Annotated in this window: 17 protein-coding genes and 1 tRNA gene; 10 read left to right on the top strand and 8 right to left on the bottom strand. The window is 69.9% G+C overall.

From position 1 onward, the window contains the following. A partial coding sequence (locus tag ASG59_RS20265) for a hypothetical protein (protein ID WP_156399103.1) occupies positions 1 to 734 on the bottom strand: 734 nt, incomplete at its 3' end. A 253-nt stretch (positions 735 to 987) separates the two neighbouring features. Between ASG59_RS20265 and ASG59_RS04410 the strand changes: the two genes are divergently transcribed. Beyond that, positions 988 to 3,699, top strand: a complete 2,712-nt coding sequence (locus ASG59_RS04410) for an ATP-binding protein (protein ID WP_056407186.1) — start codon at positions 988 to 990, stop codon at positions 3,697 to 3,699. Positions 3,700 to 3,704: 5 nt separating this feature from the next. Here the strand turns inward: ASG59_RS04410 and rfbC are convergent, their stop codons facing one another. Then, positions 3,705 to 4,256 (bottom strand): dTDP-4-dehydrorhamnose 3,5-epimerase, encoded by a 552-nt coding sequence (gene rfbC / locus ASG59_RS04405; RefSeq protein WP_056407183.1) that lies wholly within the window; start codon positions 4,254 to 4,256, stop codon positions 3,705 to 3,707. Positions 4,257 to 4,416: 160 nt separating this feature from the next. Between rfbC and ASG59_RS04400 the strand changes: the two genes are divergently transcribed. After that, positions 4,417 to 4,836 (top strand): DUF2147 domain-containing protein, encoded by a 420-nt coding sequence (locus ASG59_RS04400; protein ID WP_244472296.1) that lies wholly within the window; start codon positions 4,417 to 4,419, stop codon positions 4,834 to 4,836. 39 nt (positions 4,837 to 4,875) lie between these two features. On the opposite strand, the gene alaS is transcribed toward ASG59_RS04400, so the two are convergent. Continuing rightward, positions 4,876 to 7,560 carry an alanine--tRNA ligase gene (gene alaS, locus ASG59_RS04395; protein WP_056407180.1) on the bottom strand — a complete coding sequence of 895 codons (2,685 nt, stop codon included), beginning with the start codon at positions 7,558 to 7,560 and terminating at the stop codon, positions 4,876 to 4,878. A 208-nt stretch (positions 7,561 to 7,768) separates the two neighbouring features. On the opposite strand from alaS, the gene ASG59_RS04390 reads away from it, so the two are divergent. Beyond that, complete coding sequence (locus ASG59_RS04390) at positions 7,769 to 8,185, top strand: MAPEG family protein (protein WP_056281932.1); 417 nt, start codon at positions 7,769 to 7,771, stop codon at positions 8,183 to 8,185. Between the two features lie 79 nt (positions 8,186 to 8,264). Here the strand turns inward: ASG59_RS04390 and recA are convergent, their stop codons facing one another. From recA to ASG59_RS04375, 3 genes are all read right to left on the bottom strand, one after another. After that, positions 8,265 to 9,356: a recombinase RecA gene (recA, locus tag ASG59_RS04385; RefSeq protein ID WP_055881484.1), complete on the bottom strand. Its 1,092-nt coding sequence runs from the start codon at positions 9,354 to 9,356 to the stop codon at positions 8,265 to 8,267. Between the two features lie 132 nt (positions 9,357 to 9,488). Further along, positions 9,489 to 10,208: a flagellar type III secretion system pore protein FliP gene (fliP, locus tag ASG59_RS04380; RefSeq protein WP_156399104.1), complete on the bottom strand. Its 720-nt coding sequence runs from the start codon at positions 10,206 to 10,208 to the stop codon at positions 9,489 to 9,491. A 139-nt stretch (positions 10,209 to 10,347) separates the two neighbouring features. Next, positions 10,348 to 11,778, bottom strand: coding sequence for a hypothetical protein (locus ASG59_RS04375; RefSeq protein ID WP_056407177.1), 1,431 nt, complete (start codon positions 11,776 to 11,778; stop codon positions 10,348 to 10,350). Positions 11,779 to 12,009: 231 nt separating this feature from the next. On the opposite strand from ASG59_RS04375, the gene flgB reads away from it, so the two are divergent. From flgB to ASG59_RS04340, 7 genes are all read left to right on the top strand, one after another. Further along, a complete protein-coding gene (flgB, locus tag ASG59_RS04370; RefSeq protein ID WP_055881492.1) occupies positions 12,010 to 12,432 on the top strand; it encodes a flagellar basal body rod protein FlgB in 423 nt (140 codons plus the stop codon). 56 nt (positions 12,433 to 12,488) lie between these two features. After that, a complete protein-coding gene (gene flgC / locus ASG59_RS04365; RefSeq protein WP_055881496.1) occupies positions 12,489 to 12,899 on the top strand; it encodes a flagellar basal body rod protein FlgC in 411 nt (136 codons plus the stop codon). A 34-nt stretch (positions 12,900 to 12,933) separates the two neighbouring features. Further along, a complete protein-coding gene (fliE, locus tag ASG59_RS04360) occupies positions 12,934 to 13,251 on the top strand; it encodes a flagellar hook-basal body complex protein FliE (protein WP_055881499.1) in 318 nt (105 codons plus the stop codon). Between the two features lie 91 nt (positions 13,252 to 13,342). Continuing rightward, the gene (gene fliQ / locus ASG59_RS04355; RefSeq protein WP_055881501.1) at positions 13,343 to 13,609 is read left to right on the top strand and encodes a flagellar biosynthesis protein FliQ; all 267 of its coding nucleotides are present in this window, start codon (positions 13,343 to 13,345) and stop codon (positions 13,607 to 13,609) included. 30 nt (positions 13,610 to 13,639) lie between these two features. Further along, positions 13,640 to 14,404 (top strand): flagellar biosynthetic protein FliR, encoded by a 765-nt coding sequence (fliR, locus tag ASG59_RS04350; protein ID WP_055881503.1) that lies wholly within the window; start codon positions 13,640 to 13,642, stop codon positions 14,402 to 14,404. Positions 14,405 to 14,448: 44 nt separating this feature from the next. After that, positions 14,449 to 15,516 (top strand): flagellar biosynthesis protein FlhB, encoded by a 1,068-nt coding sequence (gene flhB / locus ASG59_RS04345; protein ID WP_056407176.1) that lies wholly within the window; start codon positions 14,449 to 14,451, stop codon positions 15,514 to 15,516. A 150-nt stretch (positions 15,517 to 15,666) separates the two neighbouring features. Then, positions 15,667 to 18,369: a response regulator gene (locus ASG59_RS04340; RefSeq protein ID WP_056407174.1), complete on the top strand. Its 2,703-nt coding sequence runs from the start codon at positions 15,667 to 15,669 to the stop codon at positions 18,367 to 18,369. Between the two features lie 18 nt (positions 18,370 to 18,387). Here ASG59_RS04340 and ASG59_RS04335 read toward each other — a convergent pair. Both ASG59_RS04335 and rpoC read right to left on the bottom strand, forming a co-directional pair. Beyond that, positions 18,388 to 18,473: transfer RNA gene (locus ASG59_RS04335), tRNA-Leu, on the bottom strand. A 337-nt stretch (positions 18,474 to 18,810) separates the two neighbouring features. Further along, positions 18,811 to 23,019 carry a DNA-directed RNA polymerase subunit beta' gene (gene rpoC / locus ASG59_RS04330; RefSeq protein ID WP_056407172.1) on the bottom strand — a complete coding sequence of 1,403 codons (4,209 nt, stop codon included), beginning with the start codon at positions 23,017 to 23,019 and terminating at the stop codon, positions 18,811 to 18,813. Positions 23,020 to 23,179: the final 160 nt, after the last annotated feature.

The following is a 23,179-nucleotide window of genomic DNA, read 5'->3' as shown; positions in this document are numbered from 1 at the left end:
GATCCGCCGACCAAGCCCTTCGTCGCCTTGCACCGCGCCCCAAGATGCTGTTCGACGGGATCGACAGCCCGCTCTACGGCACCCAGGTGGTCAGCACCACGGCGACCCTGGAGCCGGGCACCTATTGCGGCGGCCTGCACATCACCAAGGGCGCCAAGGTCACGCTCAAGCCCGGCATCTACATCATGTCCGGCGGGCCCCTGGTGGTGGACAAGGGGTCGTCGTTCACCGGCACCAACACCGGCTTCTACTTCACAGGCCTGCGCGCCGGCCTGCTGTTCGACGAAGACAGCGTCATCAGCCTGACCGCGCCCAAGGACGGCATCATGGCGGGACTGCTGTTCTTCGAGGACCGCGCCCTCATCAACCTCCTGCCGCTGCCGCCGCCCCTCAGCGGCAAGGGGCCCGCGCCGTCCCACGGCATCATGGCGGGACTGCTGTTCTTCGAGGACCGCGCCCTCATCAACCTCCTGCCGCTGCCGCCGCCCCTCAGCGGCAAGGGGCCCGCGCCGTCCGTGATCGGGGCCGTCGTCGGCCTGCGCGAGTACCGGATCATCAGCAACGAGGCCCGCAACCTGCTGGGCACCATCTACCTGCCCGCCGGCCGCCTCATCATCGACTCGAAGAAGCCCATCGCCGACCAGTCGGCCTACACGGTGATCATCGCCCGGATGATCAACCTCTACGACGGGCCCGACCTCGTCCTCAACGCCCGCTACGGCACCACCGCCCATCGCCGACCAGTCGGCCTACACGGTGATCATCGCCCGGATGATCAACCTCTACGACGGGCCCGACCTCGTCCTCAACGCCCGCTACGGCACCACCGATATCCCCGTCCCCGAGGGCGTCGGCCCGAGCTCGGCCGATACCGTGCTGTCGCACTGATCCCTCCCGGCCCGGAGGCCGCCGGCGAGGATTTTAAGACGGCGACAACCGTCCCGGCCCTACGCTCGGCCACCCCAGGCCGGGGCCGAGACACCGTCGATGCGAAAGTCCCTCCGCCGCCTCACCCATTCCCTGGCCGGGCGGATGGCGCTGGCCGTGTTCGCTTCGGTCGCCCTGGCGCTGGTGGTCGGCACCGCCTCCAGCCTGTGGCAGGAGGTGGACCGCTACGCCGCCGCCAAGCGCGACGCCCTGGCCGTCACCGGCGAGGTGTTCGCCTCGGCCACCGCGCGGGCGACCTTCGAGAACGACACCCGGAGCGCCAACGAGACCCTGCGCGCCATCGCCCGCCGGCCGGAGCTCGTCTACACCGCCATCGAACGGCCCGACGGCAGCACCCTGGCCGACCAGGGCCTGACCATCCGCCTGGCCAGCGACCTCGACCTCGACCACACCGTCTCCGCCCTCGACCTCCTCACCACCCGCACCGCGCAGGTCCGCGTGCCGATCGTGCACCAGGGCAGCGTCGTCGGCACGCTGGTGCTCGTGGCCGATACCTCCGACCTGTTCGCGCGCCTGCTGGCCATCGTCGAGGCCTCCGCCTACGGCTCGGCGGTGGCGCTGGCGCTGGGGCTGGTGGTCTCCTGGGCGATGCAGCGCTCGATCACCCAGCCCATCGCGGCCCTGGCCGGCACCATGGAGCGGGTCCGCACCGACCAGGACTACAGCCGGGTCGCCCGGATCGCGCGGGACGACGAGGTCGGCGTGCTGGCCGCCACCTTCAACAGCCTGCTCGGAACGGTGCGCGAGCGCGATGCGCGCCTCGCCCGTCATCGCGACAGCCTGGAGCGCGACGTCGCCGACCGCACCGCCGACCTCCTGGAGGCCAAGGACGCGGCCGAGGCCGCCAACGGCGCGAAATCCGCCTTCCTCGCCACCATGAGCCACGAGATCCGCACGCCGCTCAACGGCATGCTTGTGCTGGCCGAACTGCTCGCCGGCGCCGACCTGCCCCAGCGCCAGCGCCGCCATGCCGAGGTGATCGCACGCTCGGGCCAGACCCTGCTGTCGATCATCAACGACATCCTCGATTTCGCCAAGGTCGAGGCCGGCCGCATCGACCTCGAAGCGATCCCCGTGTCGCCGGCCGAGGTGGCCGACACGGTGGTGTCGCTGTTCTCGGAAAAGGCGCGGGAGAAGGGGCTGGATCTCGCCGCCTACGTCTCCCCGGACCTCCCCGCCCACATCACCGGCGATCCGGTCCGCCTCGGGCAGATCCTCGGCAACTTCGTCAACAACGCCCTCAAGTTCACCGAGCGGGGCTCGGTGCTGGTGCGGATCGCCCCCTCCCCCGGCGGCCTGGGCCTGAGCGTGCGCGACACCGGCATCGGGATCGCGGCCGAGGCCCGTGATTCGATCTTCTCCGCCTTCTCGCAGGCCGACCAGTCCACCACCCGCCGCTACGGCGGCACCGGCCTCGGCCTCTCCATCGCCCAGCGCCTGGTGGCGGCGATGGGCGGCACCATCGGCGTCGACAGCGAGGTCGGCACCGGCTCGACCTTCTGGGCGCAGATCCCCCTCCCGGCCGCCGCCGGGACGGAAGCCGCCCCCCCGCTCGCCCCCGGTGCACGCGGTGCGGTCGCGGTGACGCTGGCGCCCGGCGCCACCCGCGAGGTCCTGTGCGAGCGCCTCGCCCAGGCCGGCTTCGCGCTGGTTTCCGCCGAAGCCGCCGGGGAGGCCGATCGGTTCGTCGATGCCCGCGCGCTCCTCGCCAGCGGTACGAGACCCGGTCCGGGCCGGATCGTGGCGGTCGCGGGTCTCGACGAGGTCTCGGCCACGACCCTCACCAATGCGGGCCTCGCCGATGCGGTGCTGCGCTGGCCCCTCGTTCAGGACGATCTCGCGGTCGTGCTCGCGGTGCTGGCGACCGATGCGGCCTTCGACCGGTCCGAGCGGCGGCCCAGGCGCAGCGACGGCACCTGGCCGCGCTTCCCCCACGCCAGGGTGCTGGTGGCCGACGACAGCGCGGTCAACCGCGAGGTCGCCATCGAGGCGCTGGCCCGGTTCGGCATCACCCTGATCGAGACCGTGAACGACGGACGCGAAGCGGTCGCCGCCTGCCAGGCCGGACCCTACGACCTCGTCCTCATGGACGGCAGCATGCCGGTGCTCGACGGCTATGACGCGAGCCGGGCGATCCGCCGGTGGGAGTCCGAGCACGGTGTGGCCCGCATGCCCATCGTGGCGGCCACCGCCCACGTGGTCGGCTCGGCCGCCAACGTCTGGCGCGAGGCCGGCATGGATGCCACGCTGACCAAGCCCTTCACCCTCCAGGCCCTGTCCGAGGTCCTGTCCCGCCTGCTTACGCCCGGCGCCGCGGTGGCCGACGGCGGCGACGTCGAGCCCGTGCCGGCGGTTCAGGAGCCCGATGCCGTCCTCGACGAGGACACCATCGCCAACCTCGAGGAGATGGGCCGGGTGTCGGACGGCGCCTTCGCCCGGCGCGTCGTGGCAATCTTCACCGAGCATGCCCCCGCCGCCATCGCCCAGTTGCGCGAGGCGACGGCCGCCGCGGACGGCGAGGCCGCCGCCCGCGCGGCCCACAGCCTCAAGTCGATGAGCCTCAACGTCGGCGGCCGGGCCCTGGCGCGGGCGCTGGCGTCCATCGAGGAGGAGGCGCGGGGCCGGGCGATCTGTCCCTCCCCGGAGGCGATCGACGCGGTGGCAGACCTCCTCGCGGTGACGGTCACGGGCCTGGAGGCCCGCTTCCCCGCGCCGCTACCCGTGGCGGAAGGGCTCGCCCTCGCCTCCTGAGGCGCTCAGAACAGGTCCGGCAGGTCGCTCAGACGCGGGGCGACCCGGTCCTTGTCCGAGAGTTGTGCCTCCGCTTCGGCGACGGGCCAGGCGATGCCGACCTCGGGGTCGTTCCACGCCAGGGCGCGGTCGTGGGCGAGGCTGTAGTAGGCGTCGACCTTGTAGGCGACCATCGTCCCCGGCTCCAGGGTGCAGAACCCGTGCGCGAAGCCCGCCGGCACGAACAGCTGCTCGCCGTTCTCCGCGTCGAGACGCACCGCCACGTGGCGCCCGAAGGTGGGCGAGGCCCGGCGCAGGTCCACCGCGACATCGAGGATGCTGCCGGAAAGGACCCGGATCAGCTTGGCCTGCGCCGCTGGCGCGATCTGGAAGTGCAGGCCGCGGATCGTGCCCTGCGGCGCCGAGAACGACTGGTTGTCCTGCACGAACACGTTCGCGATGCCGGCGTCCGCCAGGACGTCCGCCCGGAAGGTCTCGCTGAACCAGCCGCGCGCGTCGCCGTGGCGGACGGGGACCACGCGCTTGACCGCGGGGATGTCGGTTTCGATCACGCGCATCGTTCGTCTCTCCTGCTCCGGGGCGCCCGGCGGTCGCGGCGGTTCTCGGGACGATAGGGCCCCCGCGTCAAGCCCGCTTGCCCGATCCGCCGGCCCCACGCTATGCCCTCGCCCGACGCGCCGGAGCGGCGCCGGCGACAGGAGCGGGACCTTGGTATCCATACGACGCGCGCATGTCGTCCTCGCGGCCACGCTGCTGGCGGGCCTGTCCGTGCCGGGTCTCGCCGTGGCGCAGAAGGCGGCGGACGCCACCGGGATGTGGCTGACCGAGGGCGGCGACTCGAAGATCCGCATCGGCCGCTGCGGCGGCGGCTTCTGCGGCACCATCGCCAGCACCTCCGGCACGGGCGTCGATTCCAACAATCCGGACGCGTCGTTGAAGAACCGCAGCCTCGTCGGCGTCCAGATCATGAACGTGCGTTCGGCCACCGCCGACGGCTATGACGGAACCCTCTACAACCCCAAGGACGGCAAGACCTACTCGGGCAGCCTCAAGATCAAGGGCCCCGACACGCTGGAAGTGGCCGGCTGCGTCATGAGCGTGTTCTGCAAGCGCCAGACCTGGAAGCGGGTGAACTGAACTTTTTCGACATCGAGCCCGTAAGGGCGGCGGCCGGCTTCAGCCCGCCGCCTCCAGCGCCGCGACGATCGCCGCCAGCGCCGCCTCGGCGCCGGCCCCGTCGGGGCCGCCGGCCTGGGCCATGTCGCGGCGCCCGCCGCCGCCCTTGCCGCCGAGGTGTTCGGCGCCGGCGCGCACCAGGGCGACGGCGTCGTGGGTGCCGGTGAGGTCGGCGGTGACCCCGACGACGAGGCCGGCCTTGCCGTCGGCCGAGACGCCCACCAGCGCGACGATTCCCGAGCCGAGCCGGGTCTTGCCCTCGTCGGCCAGGCTCTTGAGGTCGCGTAGCTCGACGCCCTCCACCACCCGCGCCAGCAGCTTGACGCCGCCGACCTCGCGGATCTCGCTGGTGGCGCCGCCCGAGCCTGCGCCCATCGCCAGTTTCTTGCGCGCGTCCGTGAGGTCGCGTTCCAGGCGGCGGCGCTCCTCGATCAGCCCGGCGAGGCGATCGGGCACCTCCGCCACCGGCGCCTTGAGGAGCCCGGCGATCTGGCCGAGCGTGCGGCTTTCCTGGCCGCGATGGCGGCGGGCGCCATGGGCGGTCATCGCCTCGATCCGGCGTACCCCGGAGGCCACCGCGCTCTCGCCCACCACCGAGATCAGGCCGATGTCGCCGGTGCGCGCCGCATGGGTGCCGCCGCACAGTTCGATCGAGAAGGCCGGCAGGCGGCCGCCCTCCTTGGGGGCGCCATCGTCGGCGACCGGCCGGCCCATGGAGACCACGCGGACCTCGTCGCCGTACTTCTCGCCGAACAGGGCGCGGGCGCCCGATTGCACCGCCTCCTCCTGCGCCATCAGCTTGGTGACCACGGGGGTGTTCTGCAGCAGGACCGCGTTGGCGATCTCCTCGACGGCGCGCAGCTCGGCCTCGTCCATCGGCTTGGGATGGCTGAAGTCGAAGCGCAGGCGGTCGGGCGAGACCAGCGAGCCCTTCTGCGCAACATGGTCGCCGAGCACCTGGCGAAGGGCCTCGTGCAGCAGGTGGGTCGCCGAATGGTTGGCGCGGATCGCCGCGCGCCGGGCGCGGTCGACGGCGAGTTCAACCGGCTGGCCGAGGGCGAGCCGGCCCTCGTCCACGGTGACGTGGTGCACGAAGAGGTCGCCGAGCTTCTTCTCGGTGGCGGTGACGCGGGCCTCGAGGCCCGCGCCCGACAGGCGCCCGGTGTCGCCGACCTGGCCGCCGGATTCGGCGTAGAACGGGGTCTGGTTGAGGAGGGCGAGGCCGGTCTCGCCCGCCGCCAGCGCCTCGACCTCCGCGCCCTCGCGCAGGAGCGCCGTGACGATGCCCTCGGCGGTCTCGGTCTCGTAGCCGAGGAACTCGCTGGCGCCGACGCGCTCCTTCACGCCGAACCAGACCGTCTCGGTGGCGGCCTCGCCCGAGCCGGTCCAGGCGGCGCGGGCCGCCTTGCGCTGGCGCTCCATGGCGGCGCCGAAGGCGTCGGTGTCGACGCCGATGCCGCGGGCCTTGAGGGCGTCCTGGGTCAGGTCGAGGGGAAAGCCGTAGGTGTCGTAGAGGGTGAAGGCGGTCTCGCCCGACAGGTTCTGGCCGGCCGAGAGCTCGCGGGTCTCGGTATCGAGGATGGAGAGTCCGCGCTCCAGGGTGCGGCGGAACCGGGTCTCCTCCAGGCGCAGGGTCTCGGCGACGAGGTCCTCCGCGCGGGCGAGTTCGGGGTAGGCCTGGCCCATCTCGCGCACCAGGGTCGGCACGAGGCGGAACATCACCGGCTCGCGCGACCCCAGCAGTTCGAGGTGGCGCATCGCCCGGCGCATGATCCGGCGCAGGACGTAGCCGCGGCCCTCGTTGCCCGGCAGCACCCCGTCGGCGACGAGGAAGGCGGAGGCGCGCAGATGGTCGGCGACGACCCGGTAGGAGGCCCGTGTGCCGGGCTCCGGCGGCCGCCCGACCGCATGGCTGACCGCGTCGATCAGGGCCCGGAACAGATCGGTGTCGTAGTTGCTGGTGACGCCCTGGAGGATCGCGGCCATGCGCTCCAGGCCCATGCCCGTATCGACGCAAGGGCGCGGCAAAGCGAGGCGCTTGCCCGGCTCGACCTGCTCGTACTGCATGAACACGAGGTTCCAGAACTCGAGGAAGCGGTCGCCGTCCTCGTCCGGGCTGCCGGGCGGGCCGCCCTGGAGGCCCGGGCCCTGGTCGATGAAGATCTCCGAGCAAGGCCCGCACGGGCCGGTGTCGCCCATCTGCCAGAAGTTGTCGGAGGTGCCGATCCGGATGATTTTTTCATCGGAGAAGCCTGCGATCTTCCTCCACAGGTCGGCCGCCTCGTCGTCGTCGGCGTAGACGGTGACCAGGAGCCGGTCCTTGGTCAGGCCGAATTCCTTGGTGATCAGGGTCCAGGCGAACTCGATCGCATCCGGCTTGAAATAATCGCCGAAGGAGAAGTTGCCGAGCATCTCGAAGAAGGTGTGGTGCCGCGCGGTATAGCCGACGTTATCGAGGTCGTTGTGCTTGCCGCCGGCCCGGACACACTTCTGCGCGGTGGTGGCGCGGCTGTAGGGCCGCTTCTCGACGCCGGTGAAGACGTTCTTGAACTGCACCATGCCGGCATTGGTGAACATCAGCGTCGGGTCGTTGCGCGGCACCAGCGACGAGGACGCCACCGGCTCGTGGCCGGCCTTGGCGAAGTAATCGAGGAAGGTCGACCGGATCTCGTTGACGCCGCTCATCGCAATTGACTCTTGCATCGGGGGCCGACCGTAGGCCGCCGGATCGGCGGGGCCCGGCGCGGGTGGCACTCTCGCCCTCATAGGGATCAAGCGCGGCCGAGTCACGCCTTGGTGACGGTCCGTGCGCCGGAGGCGGTTTCGCATCGCGATCCGGGCGGGTTAAGTAGGCGGGACAGATCCGGCGCGATGCCGAAAAGGACCCGATCCCATGCCCGTCGAAATCCGCCTCCTCGCCTGGTCCTGCCTGCTCGGCCTCGTCCACGTCATCGCCGCATCGATGAGCGGGGTGCAGCAGCGCGGGGGCTTCGCCTGGGCCTCGGGCAACCGCGAGGGCGCGACGCCGCAGGTGACCGGGGCGGCGGCGCGACTGGAGAAAGCGTCCAAGAACTTCTTCGAGACCTTCCCGATCTTCGCCGCCCTGGTCCTGGCCTGCGTCGCCACGGGACGCCACAACACCGCGGTGGTGATCGGCGCGCACCTCTACTTCTGGGCGCGCCTCGCCTACCTGCCGATCTACGGCGTCGGCATCCCGAAGGTCCGCAGCCTCGTCTGGCTGGTCTCGATCGCCGGCATCCTGATGGTGCTGTGGGGCCTGTTCATCAAGATCCTGCCCTACAGCGGCTGACGGCGGCTCCCCTCACGACGACGCCCGCCGCGAGGGATCGCGGCGGGCGTCGTCTGCTGCGGCGAACGAGCCGCTGCGATCAGGCCTCGCCCTCGTCAAGGTCGTCGTCGGTGGGCTTGGCCGTGTCGAGGATCTTGTCGGCGAGAATGCCGGAGTTCTGGCGGATCGACGCCTCGATCTTGGCGGCGATGTCCGGGTTGTCGCGCAAGAACCCCTTCGAGTTCTCGCGGCCCTGGCCGAGGCGCTGGCTGTTGTAGGAGAACCAGGCGCCCGACTTCTCGACGATGCCGGCCTTGACGCCGAGATCGATCAGCTCGCCGACCTTCGAGACGCCCTCGCCGAACATGATGTCGAACTCGACCTGCTTGAAGGGCGGCGCGACCTTGTTCTTGACGACCTTGACGCGGACCTGGTTGCCGATGGCTTCGTCGCGATCCTTGAGGGTCGAGATGCGGCGGATGTCGAGGCGCACCGAGGCGTAGAACTTGAGGGCGTTGCCGCCTGTCGTGGTCTCCGGCGAGCCGTACATGACGCCGATCTTCATCCGGATCTGGTTGATGAAGATGACCATGCACTTGGAGCGCGAGATCGAGCCGGTGAGCTTGCGCAGGGCCTGGCTCATCAGCCGGGCCTGGAGGCCGGGCTGGCTGTCGCCCATCTCGCCCTCGATCTCGGCCCGCGGCGTCAGGGCCGCCACCGAATCCACCACCAGCACGTCGATGGCGCCCGAGCGCACCAGGGTGTCGGTGATCTCCAGGGCCTGCTCGCCGGTATCGGGCTGCGAGATCAGGAGGTCGTCGAGCTGCACGCCGAGCTTGCGGGCGTAGATCGGGTCGAGGGCGTGCTCGGCGTCGACGAAGGCGCAGACGCCGCCCTTCTTCTGGGCCTCCGCGATGGTGTGGAGCGCCAGCGTGGTCTTGCCCGAGGATTCCGGCCCGTAGATCTCGATGACGCGGCCGCGCGGCAGGCCGCCGACCCCGAGGGCGATGTCCAGGCCGAGGGAGCCCGTCGAGACCACCTCAACCTCGGCGATCTTGTCGTTCTTGCCCAGCCGCATGATCGAGCCTTTGCCGAAGGCCCGCTCGATCTGGGACAAGGCGGCATCGATCGCCTTGGCCTTGTCTTTGTCCACCATCGTGGGTTCCACCATCTTCAGCGCGGGCTGGGCCATTCGTCGGCATCCTTATGCAGGGGGCGGGCGCGGGGCTCAAGGCGCCGCTGCTGCCGATTTTGTACCTGTTTTGTTCTCACCGCACAAGGGCTGCTGCGCCTGTTCCCTGCCGTTCCGGCCGTGCACCCGCGCTCAGGTGCCGTAGCTCTGCACCAGCGATCCGGCCACCAGGGTCCAGCCGTCGACGAGCACGAAGAAGATCAGCTTGAACGGCAGCGCCACGGTGGCGGGCGGCACCATCATCATGCCCACCGCCATCAGGATCGAGGCCACCACGAGGTCGATGACGAGGAACGGGATGAACAGGAGGAAGCCGATCTCGAAGGCGCGGCGCAGTTCCGAGATCATGAAGGCGGGGGTGAGCACCTCCAGCCCGACCTGCTCCGGCCCGGCCGGGGTCGGGATCTTGCCGAGATCCAGGAACAGCTTGAGGTCCTTCTCGCGGACGTTCTTCAGCATGAAGGTCTTGAACGGCGCCGAGGCCCGCTCGAAGGCCTGGGCCTGCGTGATCTGGTTGGCGAGCAGCGGCTCGATGCCGTTGCGGTAGGCCTCGCGGCCCACCGGCGCCATGACGAAGGCGGTGAGGAACAGGGCGAGGCTGACGATCACGGTGTTGGGCGGCGCCGTCTGTGTGCCGAGCGCCGAGCGCAGGATCGAGAGCACCACCACGATCCGCGTGAACGAGGTCGCCATCACCAGCACCGAGGGCGCCAGCGCCAGGACGGTGATGAGGGCGACGAGCTGGAGTGCCCGCTCAGTGACGCCGCCGGTGCCCAGATCCACCGACACGCTCTGCCCGGCGGCCCCGAAGGTGCCGGCACCCAGGAGCGCGGCCGCCATGGACAGGCGCATCGTCCAGGGCCGCCAGGGGCGGGATGTCGTCGCCGGATCGGCGCGTTGCGGGATCATGACGCCGGCAACCTGCGTCGGACGAGGCCACGACGCAAGCGACGCGAGGCCGCGACATCCTCCACGCGGCACTTGCCGCACGTCAGCCCTTGCGATCGAGCGGGCGCCCCAGGAGGCGCGCGAACTCCGCCTCGATCTCCTCCACCGAGAAGGGGTTGGTACCCGCCGACGCGGGCTTGGCCGGCGCGGGCGGAGGCGGCGGTGGCGGCGCGGGAGCCGGCTCCGGCTCCGGCTCCGGCGTGGGCTCCAGCTCCGGCGTGGGCTCGGGAGCAGGCGCGGGTTCCTCGAACAGGCCGTCGCCGTCAGCGGGCGCCGTTTCGACGAGAGGCGTCTCGACGGGCGTCGTCTCGGCGGATGTTTCGGCAGCGCTCGCCATGGCAGCCGCCACCGGATCGGGTTCCGGCGGTGCGGGCGGCTCGGGGGCGACGATGTCGGCCGGTTCCGCTTCCGGCGCCGGGGTGGGCGGTGCCACGTCCGGGACGGCCACGGCCGCCACGTCGGGTTCGGGGGCCGGCTCCGGTGCCGGCGACGGGTCCGGCTGCGGGGCGAGAGGCTGAACGCTCGCGGCGGGCGTTGGCGTGACGGCCGACGACGGGCGGCGCAACGCATCCTCCAGCTGCCGGGCCATGTCGGCGAGGATCCTGGTGTCCGCCGTTTCGGCCGGGGGCGTCGGCTCGGTCGCCGGGACGGTGACCACCGGCGCAGCCGGTGCCTCGGGTACCGTGGTGACGGCCGGCGCCGCCGCCGCCGCGACCGGTGCGGACAGGGCCGCGGCGAAGGCGGCCTCGAAATCCGGCTCCTGCGCCGCCGCCTTCTCGGCCGGCGCCGCGGCGGGCATCGGTGCCTCGGGCGGGCGGGTGCGCTCGGAGGCGACGTCCGGCTTCGGGTTCACCAGCGGCGGCGGGGTCCGCCGCATCACCCGCGCCGGCTGCACGTCCGGCTGCACCCGGCGGGCCGGCTCCTCGGATCGCATCGGGCGGACCGGTGCGGGGATGGGCGGGGGCGGCGCCGGGAAGGCGGCCGGCGGCGGCACCACGAGCGGCATCGCGAAGGGCGGCTCGCTGGGGCTCCTCCGGTCCGCGACGAGGTCGGGGGCGGCCTCCTGCGGGGCCGGCGCCGCCGGCAGGGGGGCGGGGTCGCGCGGGGGGAAGACGGGCGCCGGCGGCGGCGGCTCCTCGGTGCGGGCGTCCTCCTCGGCCGGTAGGCGCACGCCGGCGCTGCGGCTGATGTTGCGTTCCACCACCACGTCGTTGGGCCCGCCCACGAGGAGCAGGTGCTCGACGCCGTCGCGTCGCAGCAGGATGAGCTGGCGCTGCCGGTCGAGTTCGTAGACGTCGACGATGCCAAGTCGTGGCTGGCGCGGACGCGACCCCGATTTGGCGAGCTGCGCCTGGTTGCGGCCCGTGAAACGGCGGATCGTCAGAGCCAGCCCGGCCAGGACCGCGAAGATCACGACGAAGATGATGGCGAACTGGAAGGGGGACGACCCCTCCGAACCGAAGAACGCTGACAACGCGGATAACTTTCGCTGGGGGGCCACGCGAGCCCGACGCAGTACCGAGACCGTAGTATCACGGTGACCGGCGCGCCGGGCAACATCGTTAAGACTTCGTTAACAGCGAACTTCCGTCCGCCTCGATCTGCCCTGACTGACGGAGACTTAACCGCCCGTTAACCATGGAGGCGGCAGATTTTGCCCAGCGCGTCGAACCCGGAGCGGGTGCGCGGGGGGCCTGTCAGCGCCGTGTCCGTCACCGACCTGCCCATCTTCGGCATGCTGCGCACGCGGATGCAGTGGCACCAGACCCGCCAGAAGCTGCTCGCCGAGAACGTCGCCAACGCCGACATGCCGGGCTTCCGGCCGCGCGACCTCGCCGCTCCCGATCTCGGCCGGCCCGGTGCCGGCCTCGCCCAGCCGGTCGGGGCGCTCACGGGCAGTGCCGGGCTCGCCCAGACCAGCCCCGCCCATATCGCCATCGGCGGTCCCGAGGGGCCCGGTGCCGACCCGCGCCGCTTCAAGGGCTTCGAGATTCGCCCCAGCGGCAACGGCGTCAACCTGGAGGAAGAAATGATGAAGGCCGGCGATAACCAAGCCGACTACCAGCTCGCCGCCACGCTCTACCAGAAGAGCATGGAGACCCTGAAGATCGCCATCGGCAAGCGCTGATCCCGCGGCAAGCGCTGATCGCGACCCTTTTCGCCCGACGCGACGGAGACATCGCCGTGGACTTCCTCAAATCCCTGACCGTGGCGGCGGCCGGCCTCAAGGCCCAGTCGAGCCGGATGCGGGTGATCTCCGAGAACATCGCCAACGCCGATTCCGGCGCCCCCGCACCGGGCGCGGAGCCCTACCGCCGCAAGATCCCGACCTTCCGCCAGCACGTCGACCGCGAGACCGGCGCCAGCGTCATCGAGGCGGGGCGGGTGCAGCGCGACATCGCCCCGTTCAAGACGAAGTACGACCCGGGCAACCCGGCCGCCAACGAGCGCGGCGAGATCAGGATGCCCAACGTCAACAGCCTGATCGAGAACATGGACATGCGCGAGGCCCAGCGCTCCTACGAGGCCAACCTCAACATGATCACCGCCACCCGGCGGATGATTTCCAAGACCCTCGAGATCCTCAAGGCCTGATCCGGCCGGCTTCGCTTTCCGAAAGTCCCTCCCCATGGCCACCAACGCCTTTGCGGCCGGCGCCTATGCCGCCATCCAGAACATCGGCGGGCCCAAGGGCGGCGCGCCCAAGATCGCCCCGGCCACGGGCGCCGAGGGCGGGTTCTCCTCGCTGCTCGCCTCGGCCCTGGACAAGGTCGGCGACGCCGGCGCCAAGGCCGACGCCCAGGCCCTCTCGGTGGCCGGCGGCAAGGCCAACGTCGTCGACGTCGTCACGGCGGTGGCCGAGAGCGAGACCGCGATCCAGACCCTGGTCGCCGTGCGCGACCGGGTGATCTCGGCCTACGAGGAGATCATGCGGATGCAGATCTAGATCTGGCGCGGGACCCTCCTCCCCCTCGTGGGGAGGGGAGTGCGCGCTCACCGCTCCTCTTTTCGCACATGACAACCGAGTTGCCCCCACCATGACCGGCCTCGCCATCCTCGACGTCGCGCGCGACGGGATCTTCGTCTTCCTCAAGGTGGCGGGGCCGCTGATGATCGTCGCCCTCGTGGTCGGCCTCGTGGTCTCGCTGCTGCAGGCCCTCACCCAGATCCAGGAACAGACCCTCATCTACGTGCCCAAGATCGTCGCGGTCTTCGCCGCCCTCCTCCTGATGCTGCCGTTCATGGGCGATGCGCTCGCCGGCTACATGACCCGCATCGCCGCCCGCATCGTCTCGGGCCAGTGAGCGCGGCGTCGGGCGTGCTATGGGAAGGGCATGAATCTCCTCCTGCCCGGCATCGCGGCGGCCTATCTGCTCGTGTTCGCACGGGTGGGTACGCTGATGATGCTGATGCCGGGCCTGGGCGAGAACATGGTCTCGCCGCGCCTGCGGCTGGCCTTCGCGCTCCTCGTGAGCCTGATCCTGTTTCCCATGGCGCGCCCGCTCCTGCCCACGGAGGGCGGGGCGCTGGCCGGTACCGGGCTGATCACCCTGCTCATCGGCGAGCTGCTGATCGGGCTGATGCTCGGGCTGACGGTGCGGATGGTGCTGGCCGCCCTGCAGACGGCGGGCCTGATCGTGTCGCAGCAGCTCGGGTTGTCCTACGCGATGACGGTGGACCCGACGCAGGGCGGGCAGCAGGCCGCGCTCGGCAACTTCCTGCAGCTGCTCGGCATCACCCTGATCCTGGCGACCGACCTGCATCACGTCGCCCTCGACGCGGTGGCGCGCAGCTACACGCTGCTGCCCCCCGTGGGCGTGCCCGGAATGGGCGAGGCCGCTCAGCTCGCCCTGAAGGCGGTGGCCCGCGGCTTCAGCCTTGCGGTGCAGATCGCGGCGCCCTTCATCGCCTTCGGCATCCTGTTCAACTTCGGCCTCGGCATCCTGTCGCGGCTGATGCCGCAGATGCAGGTGTTCTTCGTGGCGGTGCCGGCCTCGGTGCTGATCGGGATGCTGGTGCTGTTCGGCAGCCTCGGCGTGATGATGGGCGTCTTCCTCGACGACATCGGCCGCTACCTCGGCGACCTCACCGGGCGCTGACGCCCGCCGGAGATCTGACCCGACCTGGCCAGGGAGCCTGAGCCGTGGCCGAGGGCGCAGAACAGGAAGACAAGACCGAAGAGCCGACCCCGCGACGCATCGAGAAGGCGATCGAACAGGGCAACGTGCCCAACAGCCCCGAGATCGGCACGTTCTTCATCCTGTCCGCCTTCACCCTCGTCATGCTCCTGGCCGCCGGCCCGATCGCGCATGCGATGCTGGTGTCGATGCGCGGCTTCCTCATGAACGCCCACGTCGTGCCCTCGGACGCGCACGCCTACGAGGCGATGGGCATCCGCGGCCTGCTCATCTGCGCCCAGGCCCTGGCGGTCCCGGTGGCGGTGATCGTGGTGGCCGGGCTGGCGGCGGGGTTCGCCCAGCATCCGCCGGTGTTCAGCACCGAGGCGATCGGCCTGAAGTTCGAGCGGATCTCGCCGATGTCGGGTGCCAAGCGCATCTTCGGGATGGAGGCCATGGTGCAGTTCCTCAAGGGGCTCGCCAAGCTCTCGACGGTGGGCATCGTCGCCGGGCTGATCCTGTGGGGCGAGCGCGACCGGTTCGAGCTCTTCGTCAGGCTCGATCCCACCGCGACGCTCCAGGCGATCCTGTCGATGACCCTCAAGCTCCTCGCCGGGGTGCTTTCGATCTACGTCGCCATCACCCTGGCCGACGCGCTCTACCAGCGCCATCGCTGGCGCAAGCGCCTGATGATGTCGAAGGAGGAGATCAAGCAGGAGCACAAGGAGAGCGAAGGCAGCCCCGAGGTGAAGGGCCGCATGCGCCAGATCCGAGCCCAGCGGGTGAAGAAGCGCATGATGGCAGCGGTGCCGCAGGCCACCGTGGTCGTCACCAACCCGACCCACTACGCCGTGGCCCTGCGTTACGAGGCCGGCATGGCCGCGCCCATCTGCGTCGCCAAGGGCGTCGACAGCCTGGCGCTGCGCATCCGCGCCATCGCCGCCGAGAACGGCGTGCCGGTGCTGGAGAACCCGCCGCTCGCCCGCGCGCTGCACGCCACCGTCGAGATCGACGACGAGATCCCGGCCGAGCACTACCGCGCGGTGGCCGAGGTGATCGGCTTCGTCATGCGCCTCAGGCGCCGGGCCGCATGAGGGCTGCCGCGCCGCGGGGCAGGCCCGCCCGCGGTGCGCGATTATGCACTTTCTTTCGCGAGACTTTTCCGCACCTTGGCGCGGATACCCCTTGCCGTCGCCGCGGCCGGGGCGCTAACCGATGCCTGCGGTCGATTGGGTTGACACCGGATGTCTGAGTTGAGTGGGCCAACGCCGCCGCCGTCGAGTTCCATCGACCGCTCGGAACGGCCGGGCCGGGTCGGCCTGCTCCTGGTCCTGGCCGGCGTGCTGGTGGGCGCCTCCGTCGGTTTGTCCTTCGTGGCCAACGACCAGGCCCAGCCGCTGATCCTCGGCCTCCTGGCGCTGCTGGCCATGGCGGGGGTGTTCTTCCTGTTCGCCCTGGCCATCGGCGCGATCCAGTTCAGCGGCCAGCCCGGGCGCGACGACATCACCAAGGGCATCGTCGACGCCGCGCCCGAGGGCGTCATCGTCGTGGAGGACGGCGGCCGGATCATCTACGCCAACGAGACCTACCTGCGGATCGCGGGCGGCGACACCTTCAGCAACCTGCGCCCGGTGGAGCGGGTCTTCGTCGGCTCGCCGGAGGTTTCCGAGGCGATCTATCGCCTCGCGCAGGGCGCCCGCGACGGGCGCAGCCACGTGGAGGAGATCCGCCTGTCGCCGCCGCCGGAGACCGCCACCGGCCGCAGCTTCGCGTGGTTCCGCATCGGCGTGAGGCCCCTGGAACGGCCGCGCCGCCCCGCCGCGCTCTGGATGGTGAGCGACATCACCCATGAGCGCGAGCGCCAGGAGAACGTCTTCCAGGAACTCCAGCACGCCATCGACTACCTCGACCACGCGCCCGCGGGCTTCCTGTCGATCGATCCGGCCGGCTCCATCGTCTACATGAACGCCACCCTGGCCTCCTGGCTCGGGTACGACCTCGCCACGGTCGGCTCCGGCGGGCTGCGCCTGTCCGAGATCGCGCCGGGGGCCGACATCCTGGTGGCGGCCGCCGGCCTTCCCGGCGAGGTCCGCACCGACCGCTTCGACATGGACCTGCGCCGGCGCAACGGGCATCCCCTGCCCGCCCGGCTCTACCACCGCGTGGCCTTCGGCCAGGACGCCAAGCCCGGCCCGTCCCGCACCTTCGTCCTCAACCGCTCGGCGGGGGCGGAGAGCGACGAGCCGCAGCGGGCGGCCGAGGTAAGGCTCGCCCGCTTCCTCAACAGCAGCCCCATCGCCATCGCCACCCTCGACGGCACCGGCCGCATCGCCCGGGCCAACGCCTCCTTCGCCCGCCTGTTCGGGGGCATGCCGCGCCAGGCGCCAGACGATCTCGCCGAGTCGAGCGACCCGACGATCTGGGAATCCCTGGCCGAGCGCGACCGGCCGATGCTCGAAGGGGCGCTGGCCAAGGCGGTGAGCGGTCTGGCCGAGGTGGTGCCGATCGAGGTCACTGTCGCCGGCACCGGCAACCGCTCGGCCCGGGTCTGGCTGAGCCCGGCCGGCGGCGAGGCCGCGACCGCCGCCGATTCGGGCCGCGAGCGCGACCCGGCGGAGGAACGCGCCGCCGCGCAATCCGAGCGCGAGCGCGTGATCCTCTACGCCCTCGACACCACCGCCCAGCGCCAGCTCGAACAGCAGGTCGCCCAGACCCAGAAGATGGACACCGTCGGCCAGCTCGCCGGCGGCATCGCGCACGACTTCAACAACGTCCTCCAGGCCATCATCGGCTATTCCGACCTGCTGCTCGCGAGCCACAGGCCGACCGATCCGGCCTTCCAGGACATCATGCAGATCAAGCAGAACGCCAACCGGGCGGCGAGCCTCGTGCGGCAGCTCCTGGCGTTTTCGCGTCGGCAGACCCTGCGGCCCGAGGTGATGAACGTCGGCGAGGCCCTCTCCGACCTGACGCTCCTCCTCAAGCGCCTGCTCGGCGAGCGGGTCGACCTCGACCTCAAGCACGGGCGCGACGTCTGGCCGATCAAGGCCGACGTCAACCAGTTCGAGCAGGTCATCGTGAATCTCGCCGTGAACGCGCGCGACGCGATGCCCGAGGGCGGGCGCCTGCGGATCCGCACCGCCAACGTCGTCCACAGCGACGCGGAGGCCGGCGAGGGCCGCACCGGCGCCCCGTCGGGCGACCACGTCCTGATCGAGGTGCTCGACACCGGCGAGGGCATCCCCCCGGACGTGATGGACAAGATCTTCGAGCCGTTCTTCACGACCAAGGAGATCGGCAAGGGCACCGGCCTGGGCCTCTCGACGGTGTTCGGCATCGTCAAGCAGAGCGGCGGCACCATCTACGTGCAGTCAAAGGTCGGCGAAGGCACCGCCTTCCGGATCTACTTCCCGCGCCACGAGCCGGCGGCCGAGCCGGTCGTCGAGATCGCGCCGCCCCTGACCCGCTCCCTCGACCTGCCTGCGCCGTCGACCGGCGATTCCTCCGCGGCGGCCAAGGGCAGGACCGGCACGGACGGCCAGGGTGCGCCCGCGCGAAAACCGTCCACCGACCACACCGGTCAGGGCACCATCCTGCTGGTGGAGGACGAGGACCCCGTGCGTGCGGTGAACATGCGCGCGCTCTCGGCCCGCGGCTACACCGTGCTCGAGGCCGCCTCCGGCCTCGACGCCCTGCGCATCATCGCCGACGAGACCCAGGAGATCGACCTCGTGGTCTCGGATGTGGTGATGCCCGAGATGGACGGCCCGACCCTGCTGCGCCAGCTGCGCAAGCACCGGCCCGACCTCAAGGTGATCTTCGTGTCGGGCTACGCCGAGGACGCCTTCCGCAAGAACCTGCCCGAGGGCGAGACCTTCAACTTCCTGCCCAAACCCTTCAGCCTGAAGCAGCTGGTGGAGACGGTGAAGGAGATCATCGCCCGCTGAGGCGGCGGTGAAGGGTCGTGGTGGCCGCTGTGGGAGTCGAACCCACACGGGCATGGCCCGAGGCATTTTAAGTGCCTTCCGTCTACCAGTTTCGGCAAGCGGCCCTGTCACACCGGTCCCGTCATAGCGCATGGACCCGGGCGAGGACAACGCGAGCGTGGCCGTGCCGACCGGGGTTTGCGCGATCGACGCCCCGAGCTCGGCAAGGCGTCCGATAGGCCGATCGCGGCCCCGGATTTCAGCGCGCGTTCTCCCCTGCCCCGCGCGATGAGCACGGCGCCCGCGACACGGCGGTGGTTCGACCCGGTCCCTCGATCCGTCGCGAGACGCTGAACTCCTGATTGGTGACCAGCGAGCCGACGCACAAAAGTGCACGGGTCCACGAAAAAGGGGCCGCCTTTCGGCGACCCCTTCTGCGTTTCGATGGTTCTGCGGTCGGTTCTATTCGGCCGCCGAAGGCAGCTCGTCGAGCGTGCGGGCGCCGCTCTCCGAGGCCTTCTGCTGCAGGATCAGGGTGTCGCGGCGGCGGGCGACGGCCCGGATGTCGGCTGCCATGGATCCGGTTCCGGCGGGGATCAGCGACCCGACGATGACGTTTTCCTTGAGGCCTTCGAGGTAATCGATCTTGCCGTTGACCGCCGCCTCGGTGAGGACGCGGGTGGTCTCCTGGAACGAGGCCGCCGAGATGAACGACTTCGTCTGAAGGCTCGCCTTGGTGATGCCGAGCAGCACCGGCACGCCCACCACCGGCTTCTTGCCCTCGGCGAGAAGCTTCTCGTTGATGTCGGCCAGTTCCGTCCGGTCGATCTGGTCGCCCGTCAGGATCTCGGAATCGCCGCCGTCGGTGATCTCCACCTTCTGCAGCATCTGCCGGACGATCACCTCGATGTGCTTGTCGTTGATGGACACGCCCTGGAGCCGGTAGACCTCCTGGATCTCGTTGACGAGGTAGGCCGCGAGCTCCTCCACGCCCTTGATCGCCAGGATGTCGTGCGGCGCCGGGTTGCCGTCGACGATGTAGTCGCCGAGTTCCACCACGTCCCCATCCTGCAGGTGGATGTGCTTGCCCTTGGGGATCAGGTACTCGACCGCGTCCGAACCGTCGTGCGGGGTCAGCGTCAGGCGACGCTTGTTCTTGTAGTCGCGCCCGAACTGGATCGTCCCGGACTTCTCCGCGATGATCGCCGCGTCCTTCGGCCGGCGTGCCTCGAACAGCTCCGCCACCCGCGGCAGACCGCCGGTGATGTCGCGGGTCTTGGCAGAGTCGGTGGAGACGCGGGCGAGGATGTCACCGGCCTTCACCGAGGCTCCCGGATCGTAACCGATGATGGCGTCCACCGGCAGGAAGTACCGCGCGTCCGAGCCGCGCGGCAGCTTCATCGGCTTGCCGTCCTTGTCGAGCACCAGCATCGCCGGCTTGAGGTCGGCGGTGCGGGCGGTGCCGCGCCAATCGATGACGACGCGCTTGGCAATGCCGGTCGATTCGTCGGTGGTCTCGGTGATCGACTGGCCGTCGATCAGGTCCTCGTAGGCCACCACGCCGTCGGTCTCGGTGATGATCGGACGGGTGTAGGGGTCCCATTCGGCGATACGTTGGCCGCGCTTGACCTGATCGCCCTCGTCGACGCGCAGGCGCGCGCCGTACTGCAGGCGGTGGACCGCCCGCTCCGAACCATCCGTACCGACGATGACGACGGCGACGTTACGGCCGGTGGCGATGAGGTCGCCGTCGGTGTTGCGGGCGAGCGCCCGGTTGCGGATCTTGATCGTGCCTTCGAAGCTCGACTCGATGAAGGACGAATCCGCGATCTGCGCCGCGCCGCCGATGTGGAAGGTGCGCATCGTGAGCTGGGTGCCCGGCTCGCCGATGGACTGCGCCGCGATGACGCCGACCGCCTCGCCCATGTTGACGGGCGTGCCGCGGGCGAGATCGCGCCCGTAGCAGGTGGCGCAGACGCCGCTCTTGGTGGCGCAGACCAGCACCGAGCGGATCTTCACCTCCTGGATGCCGGCGGCCTGGATCGCCGGCAGGTGCTTCTCCTCGATCGTCTCGTTGGTCTTGACGATGACGGTGCCGTCCTGGGCGACCAGGTCCTCGGCCGTGGCACGACCGAGGATACGGATCGAGAGCGGGGCCACGACCTGGCCGGCATCGACGATGGCGCGCATCTTGATGCCGTTGGAGGTGCCGCAATCGACCTCGCGAATGACCGCGTCCTGCGCCACGTCGACGAGACGGCGGGTGAGGTAGCCGGAGTTGGCGGTCTTCAACGCCGTGTCCGCGAGGCCCTTACGGGCACCGTGGGTGGAGTTGAAGTACTCGAGCACGTCGAGGCCTTCCTTGAAGTTCGAGATGATCGGCGTCTCGATGATCTCGCCCGAGGGCTTGGCCATGAGGCCACGCATGGCGGCGAGCTGCTTCATCTGCGCCGGCGAACCGCGGGCACCGGAATGGCTCATCATGTAGATCGAGTTGATCTGCTTGTCGGCCCCGTTCTCGTCCTTCTGCACGGTCGAGATGCGCAGCATCATCTCGGCGGCGAGCTTGTCCGAGCATTTCGCCCAGGCGTCGACGACCTTGTTGTACTTTTCGCCCTGGGTGATCAGGCCGTCGTTGTACTGCTGCTCGTAGTCCTTCACGAGCGCGCGGGTGTCGTCGACGATGGGCCACTTGTTGTCGGGCACCACCATGTCGTCCTTGCCGAACGAGATGCCGGCCTTGAACGCGTGGTTGAAGCCCAGCGCCATGATGCGATCGCAGAAGATCACCGACTCCTTCTGACCGCAGTGGCGGTAGACGGTGTCGATCATCGCCGAGATCTCCTTCTTGGTCATCAGCTTGTTGACGACGTCGAAGGGCACGTTCTTGTGCAGCGGCAGGGCACCCGAGAGGATCACGCGGCCCGGAGTGGTATCGTAGGTCTTGGTCAGCGGCTCGCCGTCGGGGCCGATGCCCTTCCAGCGCCACTTGATCTTGGAGTGCAGCTTGACGGCGCCCGCAGCCAGCGCGTGCTCCAGCTCGCCGACGTTGCCGTAGACGCCCTGCATCGGGTTCTTCGGGTTGTTGGCGTTGAACGCGCCGACCAACCCCTCGCCGACGATCGACAGGTAGTAGAGGCCGAGCACGATGTCCTGCGAGGGCACGATGATCGGCTGGCCGTTGGCCGGGTGGAGGATGTTGTTGGTCGACATCATCAGCACGCGCGCTTCCAGCTGAGCCTCGAGGCTCAGGGGAACGTGCACGGCCATCTGGTCACCGTCGAAGTCGGCGTTGAAGGCGGCGCAGACCAGCGGGTGCAGCTGGATCGCCTTACCCTCGATGAGCTTGGGCTCGAACGCCTGGATGCCGAGGCGGTGGAGCGTCGGCGCACGGTTGAGCATCACCGGGTGCTCGCGGATGACCTCGTCGAGGATATCCCAGACTTCCGGCTTCTCCTTCTCGACGAGCTTCTTGGCCTGCTTGACGGTGGCCGAGAAACCCTTGGCGTCGAGGCGCGCGTAGATGAACGGCTTGAACAGCTCCAGCGCCATCTTCTTGGGCAGGCCGCACTGGTGCAATTTCAGCTCCGGGCCCACCACGATGACCGACCGGCCGGAGTAGTCGACGCGCTTGCCGAGCAGGTTCTGGCGGAACCGGCCCTGCTTGCCCTTGAGCATGTCGGCGAGCGACTTCAGCGGACGCTTGTTGGCACCCGTGATGACGCGGCCGCGGCGGCCGTTGTCGAACAGCGCGTCGACCGCCTCCTGAAGCATGCGCTTCTCGTTGCGGATAATGATGTCGGGCGCGCGCAGCTCGATCAGCCGCTTGAGGCGGTTGTTGCGGTTGATGACGCGGCGGTAGAGATCGTTGAGATCGGACGTGGCGAAGCGGCCGCCGTCGAGCGGGACGAGCGGGCGCAGGTCCGGCGGGATCACCGGCACCACGGTGAGGATCATCCACTCGGGCTTGTTGCCCGACATCTGGAAGGCCTCGATGATCTTCAGGCGCTTGAGGAGCTTCTTGGGCTTGAGCTCCGACGTCGTCGTCGCGATCTCCTCGCGCAGGCTGTTGGCGATGCCGTCGAGGTCGAGTTCCTGCAGGATGCGGCGGATGGCTTCCGCGCCGATCATCGCCGTGAACGAATCCTCGCCGTACTCCTCCTGGGCGCGCAGGTACTCCTCCTCGGACAGGAGCTGACGCTCCTTCAGGGGGGTGAGGCCGGGCTCGATGGTGACGTAGGACTCGAAGTACAGGATGCGCTCGAGATCCTTGAGCGCCATGTCGAGCAGCAGGCCGATGCGCGAGGGCAGCGACTTCAGGAACCAGATGTGGGCGACGGGGGCGGCGAGCTCGATGTGGCCCATGCGGTCGCGCCGCACGCGCGCGAGGGTGACCTCGACGCCGCACTTCTCGCAGATGACGCCCTTGTACTTCATGCGCTTGTACTTGCCGCACAAGCACTCGTAATCCTTGATCGGTCCAAAGATGCGCGCGCAGAACAGACCGTCACGCTCGGGCTTGAACGTGCGGTAGTTGATCGTCTCGGGCTTCTTGATTTCGCCGAAGGACCACGACAGAATCTTCTCAGGCGACGAGATCGAGATCTTGATCTGGTCGAAGCTCTGAGGTTGAGACTGCTGGTTGAAAAGATTCATGACCTCTTGGTTCATGGATCAACTCCTGCTGACGGGGCGCGCCCTCCGCCGAGGGGCTACCGCGTGCTGAAAACTCAAGGTCGGCGCCGCGACTGCCTCAGTCGCCGCTGGCCGTCGTCCATCCGAGAGGCGCTTCCCCTCCCCGCTCGCACCGCACCGGCCCGTCGGGCCGGCG

It is taken from the genome of Methylobacterium sp. Leaf466 (assembly GCF_001425565.1).
Taxonomy (GTDB): Bacteria; Pseudomonadota; Alphaproteobacteria; order Rhizobiales; family Beijerinckiaceae; genus Methylobacterium.
Note: the sequence above shows the minus strand (reverse complement) of the source record. Positions and strands in the feature narration are given on the sequence as shown.

Bases quoted from the DNA above. Each gene is read 5' to 3' on its own strand.
- ASG59_RS04410 (WP_056407186.1), top strand. From the start codon at position 988: ATGCGAAAGTCCCTCCGCCGCCTCACCCATTCCCTGGCCGGGCGGATG.
- rfbC (WP_056407183.1), bottom strand. From the start codon at position 4,256: ATGCGCGTGATCGAAACCGACATCCCCGCGGTCAAGCGCGTGGTCCCC.
- alaS (WP_056407180.1), bottom strand. From the start codon at position 7,560: ATGAGCGGCGTCAACGAGATCCGGTCGACCTTCCTCGATTACTTCGCC.
- ASG59_RS04390 (WP_056281932.1), top strand. From the start codon at position 7,769: ATGCCCGTCGAAATCCGCCTCCTCGCCTGGTCCTGCCTGCTCGGCCTC.
- recA (WP_055881484.1), bottom strand. From the start codon at position 9,356: ATGGCCCAGCCCGCGCTGAAGATGGTGGAACCCACGATGGTGGACAAA.
- fliP (WP_156399104.1), bottom strand. From the start codon at position 10,208: ATGCGCCTGTCCATGGCGGCCGCGCTCCTGGGTGCCGGCACCTTCGGG.
- fliE (WP_055881499.1), top strand. From the start codon at position 12,934: ATGGCCACCAACGCCTTTGCGGCCGGCGCCTATGCCGCCATCCAGAAC.
- fliQ (WP_055881501.1), top strand. From the start codon at position 13,343: ATGACCGGCCTCGCCATCCTCGACGTCGCGCGCGACGGGATCTTCGTC.
- fliR (WP_055881503.1), top strand. From the start codon at position 13,640: ATGAATCTCCTCCTGCCCGGCATCGCGGCGGCCTATCTGCTCGTGTTC.
- ASG59_RS04340 (WP_056407174.1), top strand. From the start codon at position 15,667: ATGTCTGAGTTGAGTGGGCCAACGCCGCCGCCGTCGAGTTCCATCGAC.
- rpoC (WP_056407172.1), bottom strand. From the start codon at position 23,019: ATGAACCAAGAGGTCATGAATCTTTTCAACCAGCAGTCTCAACCTCAG.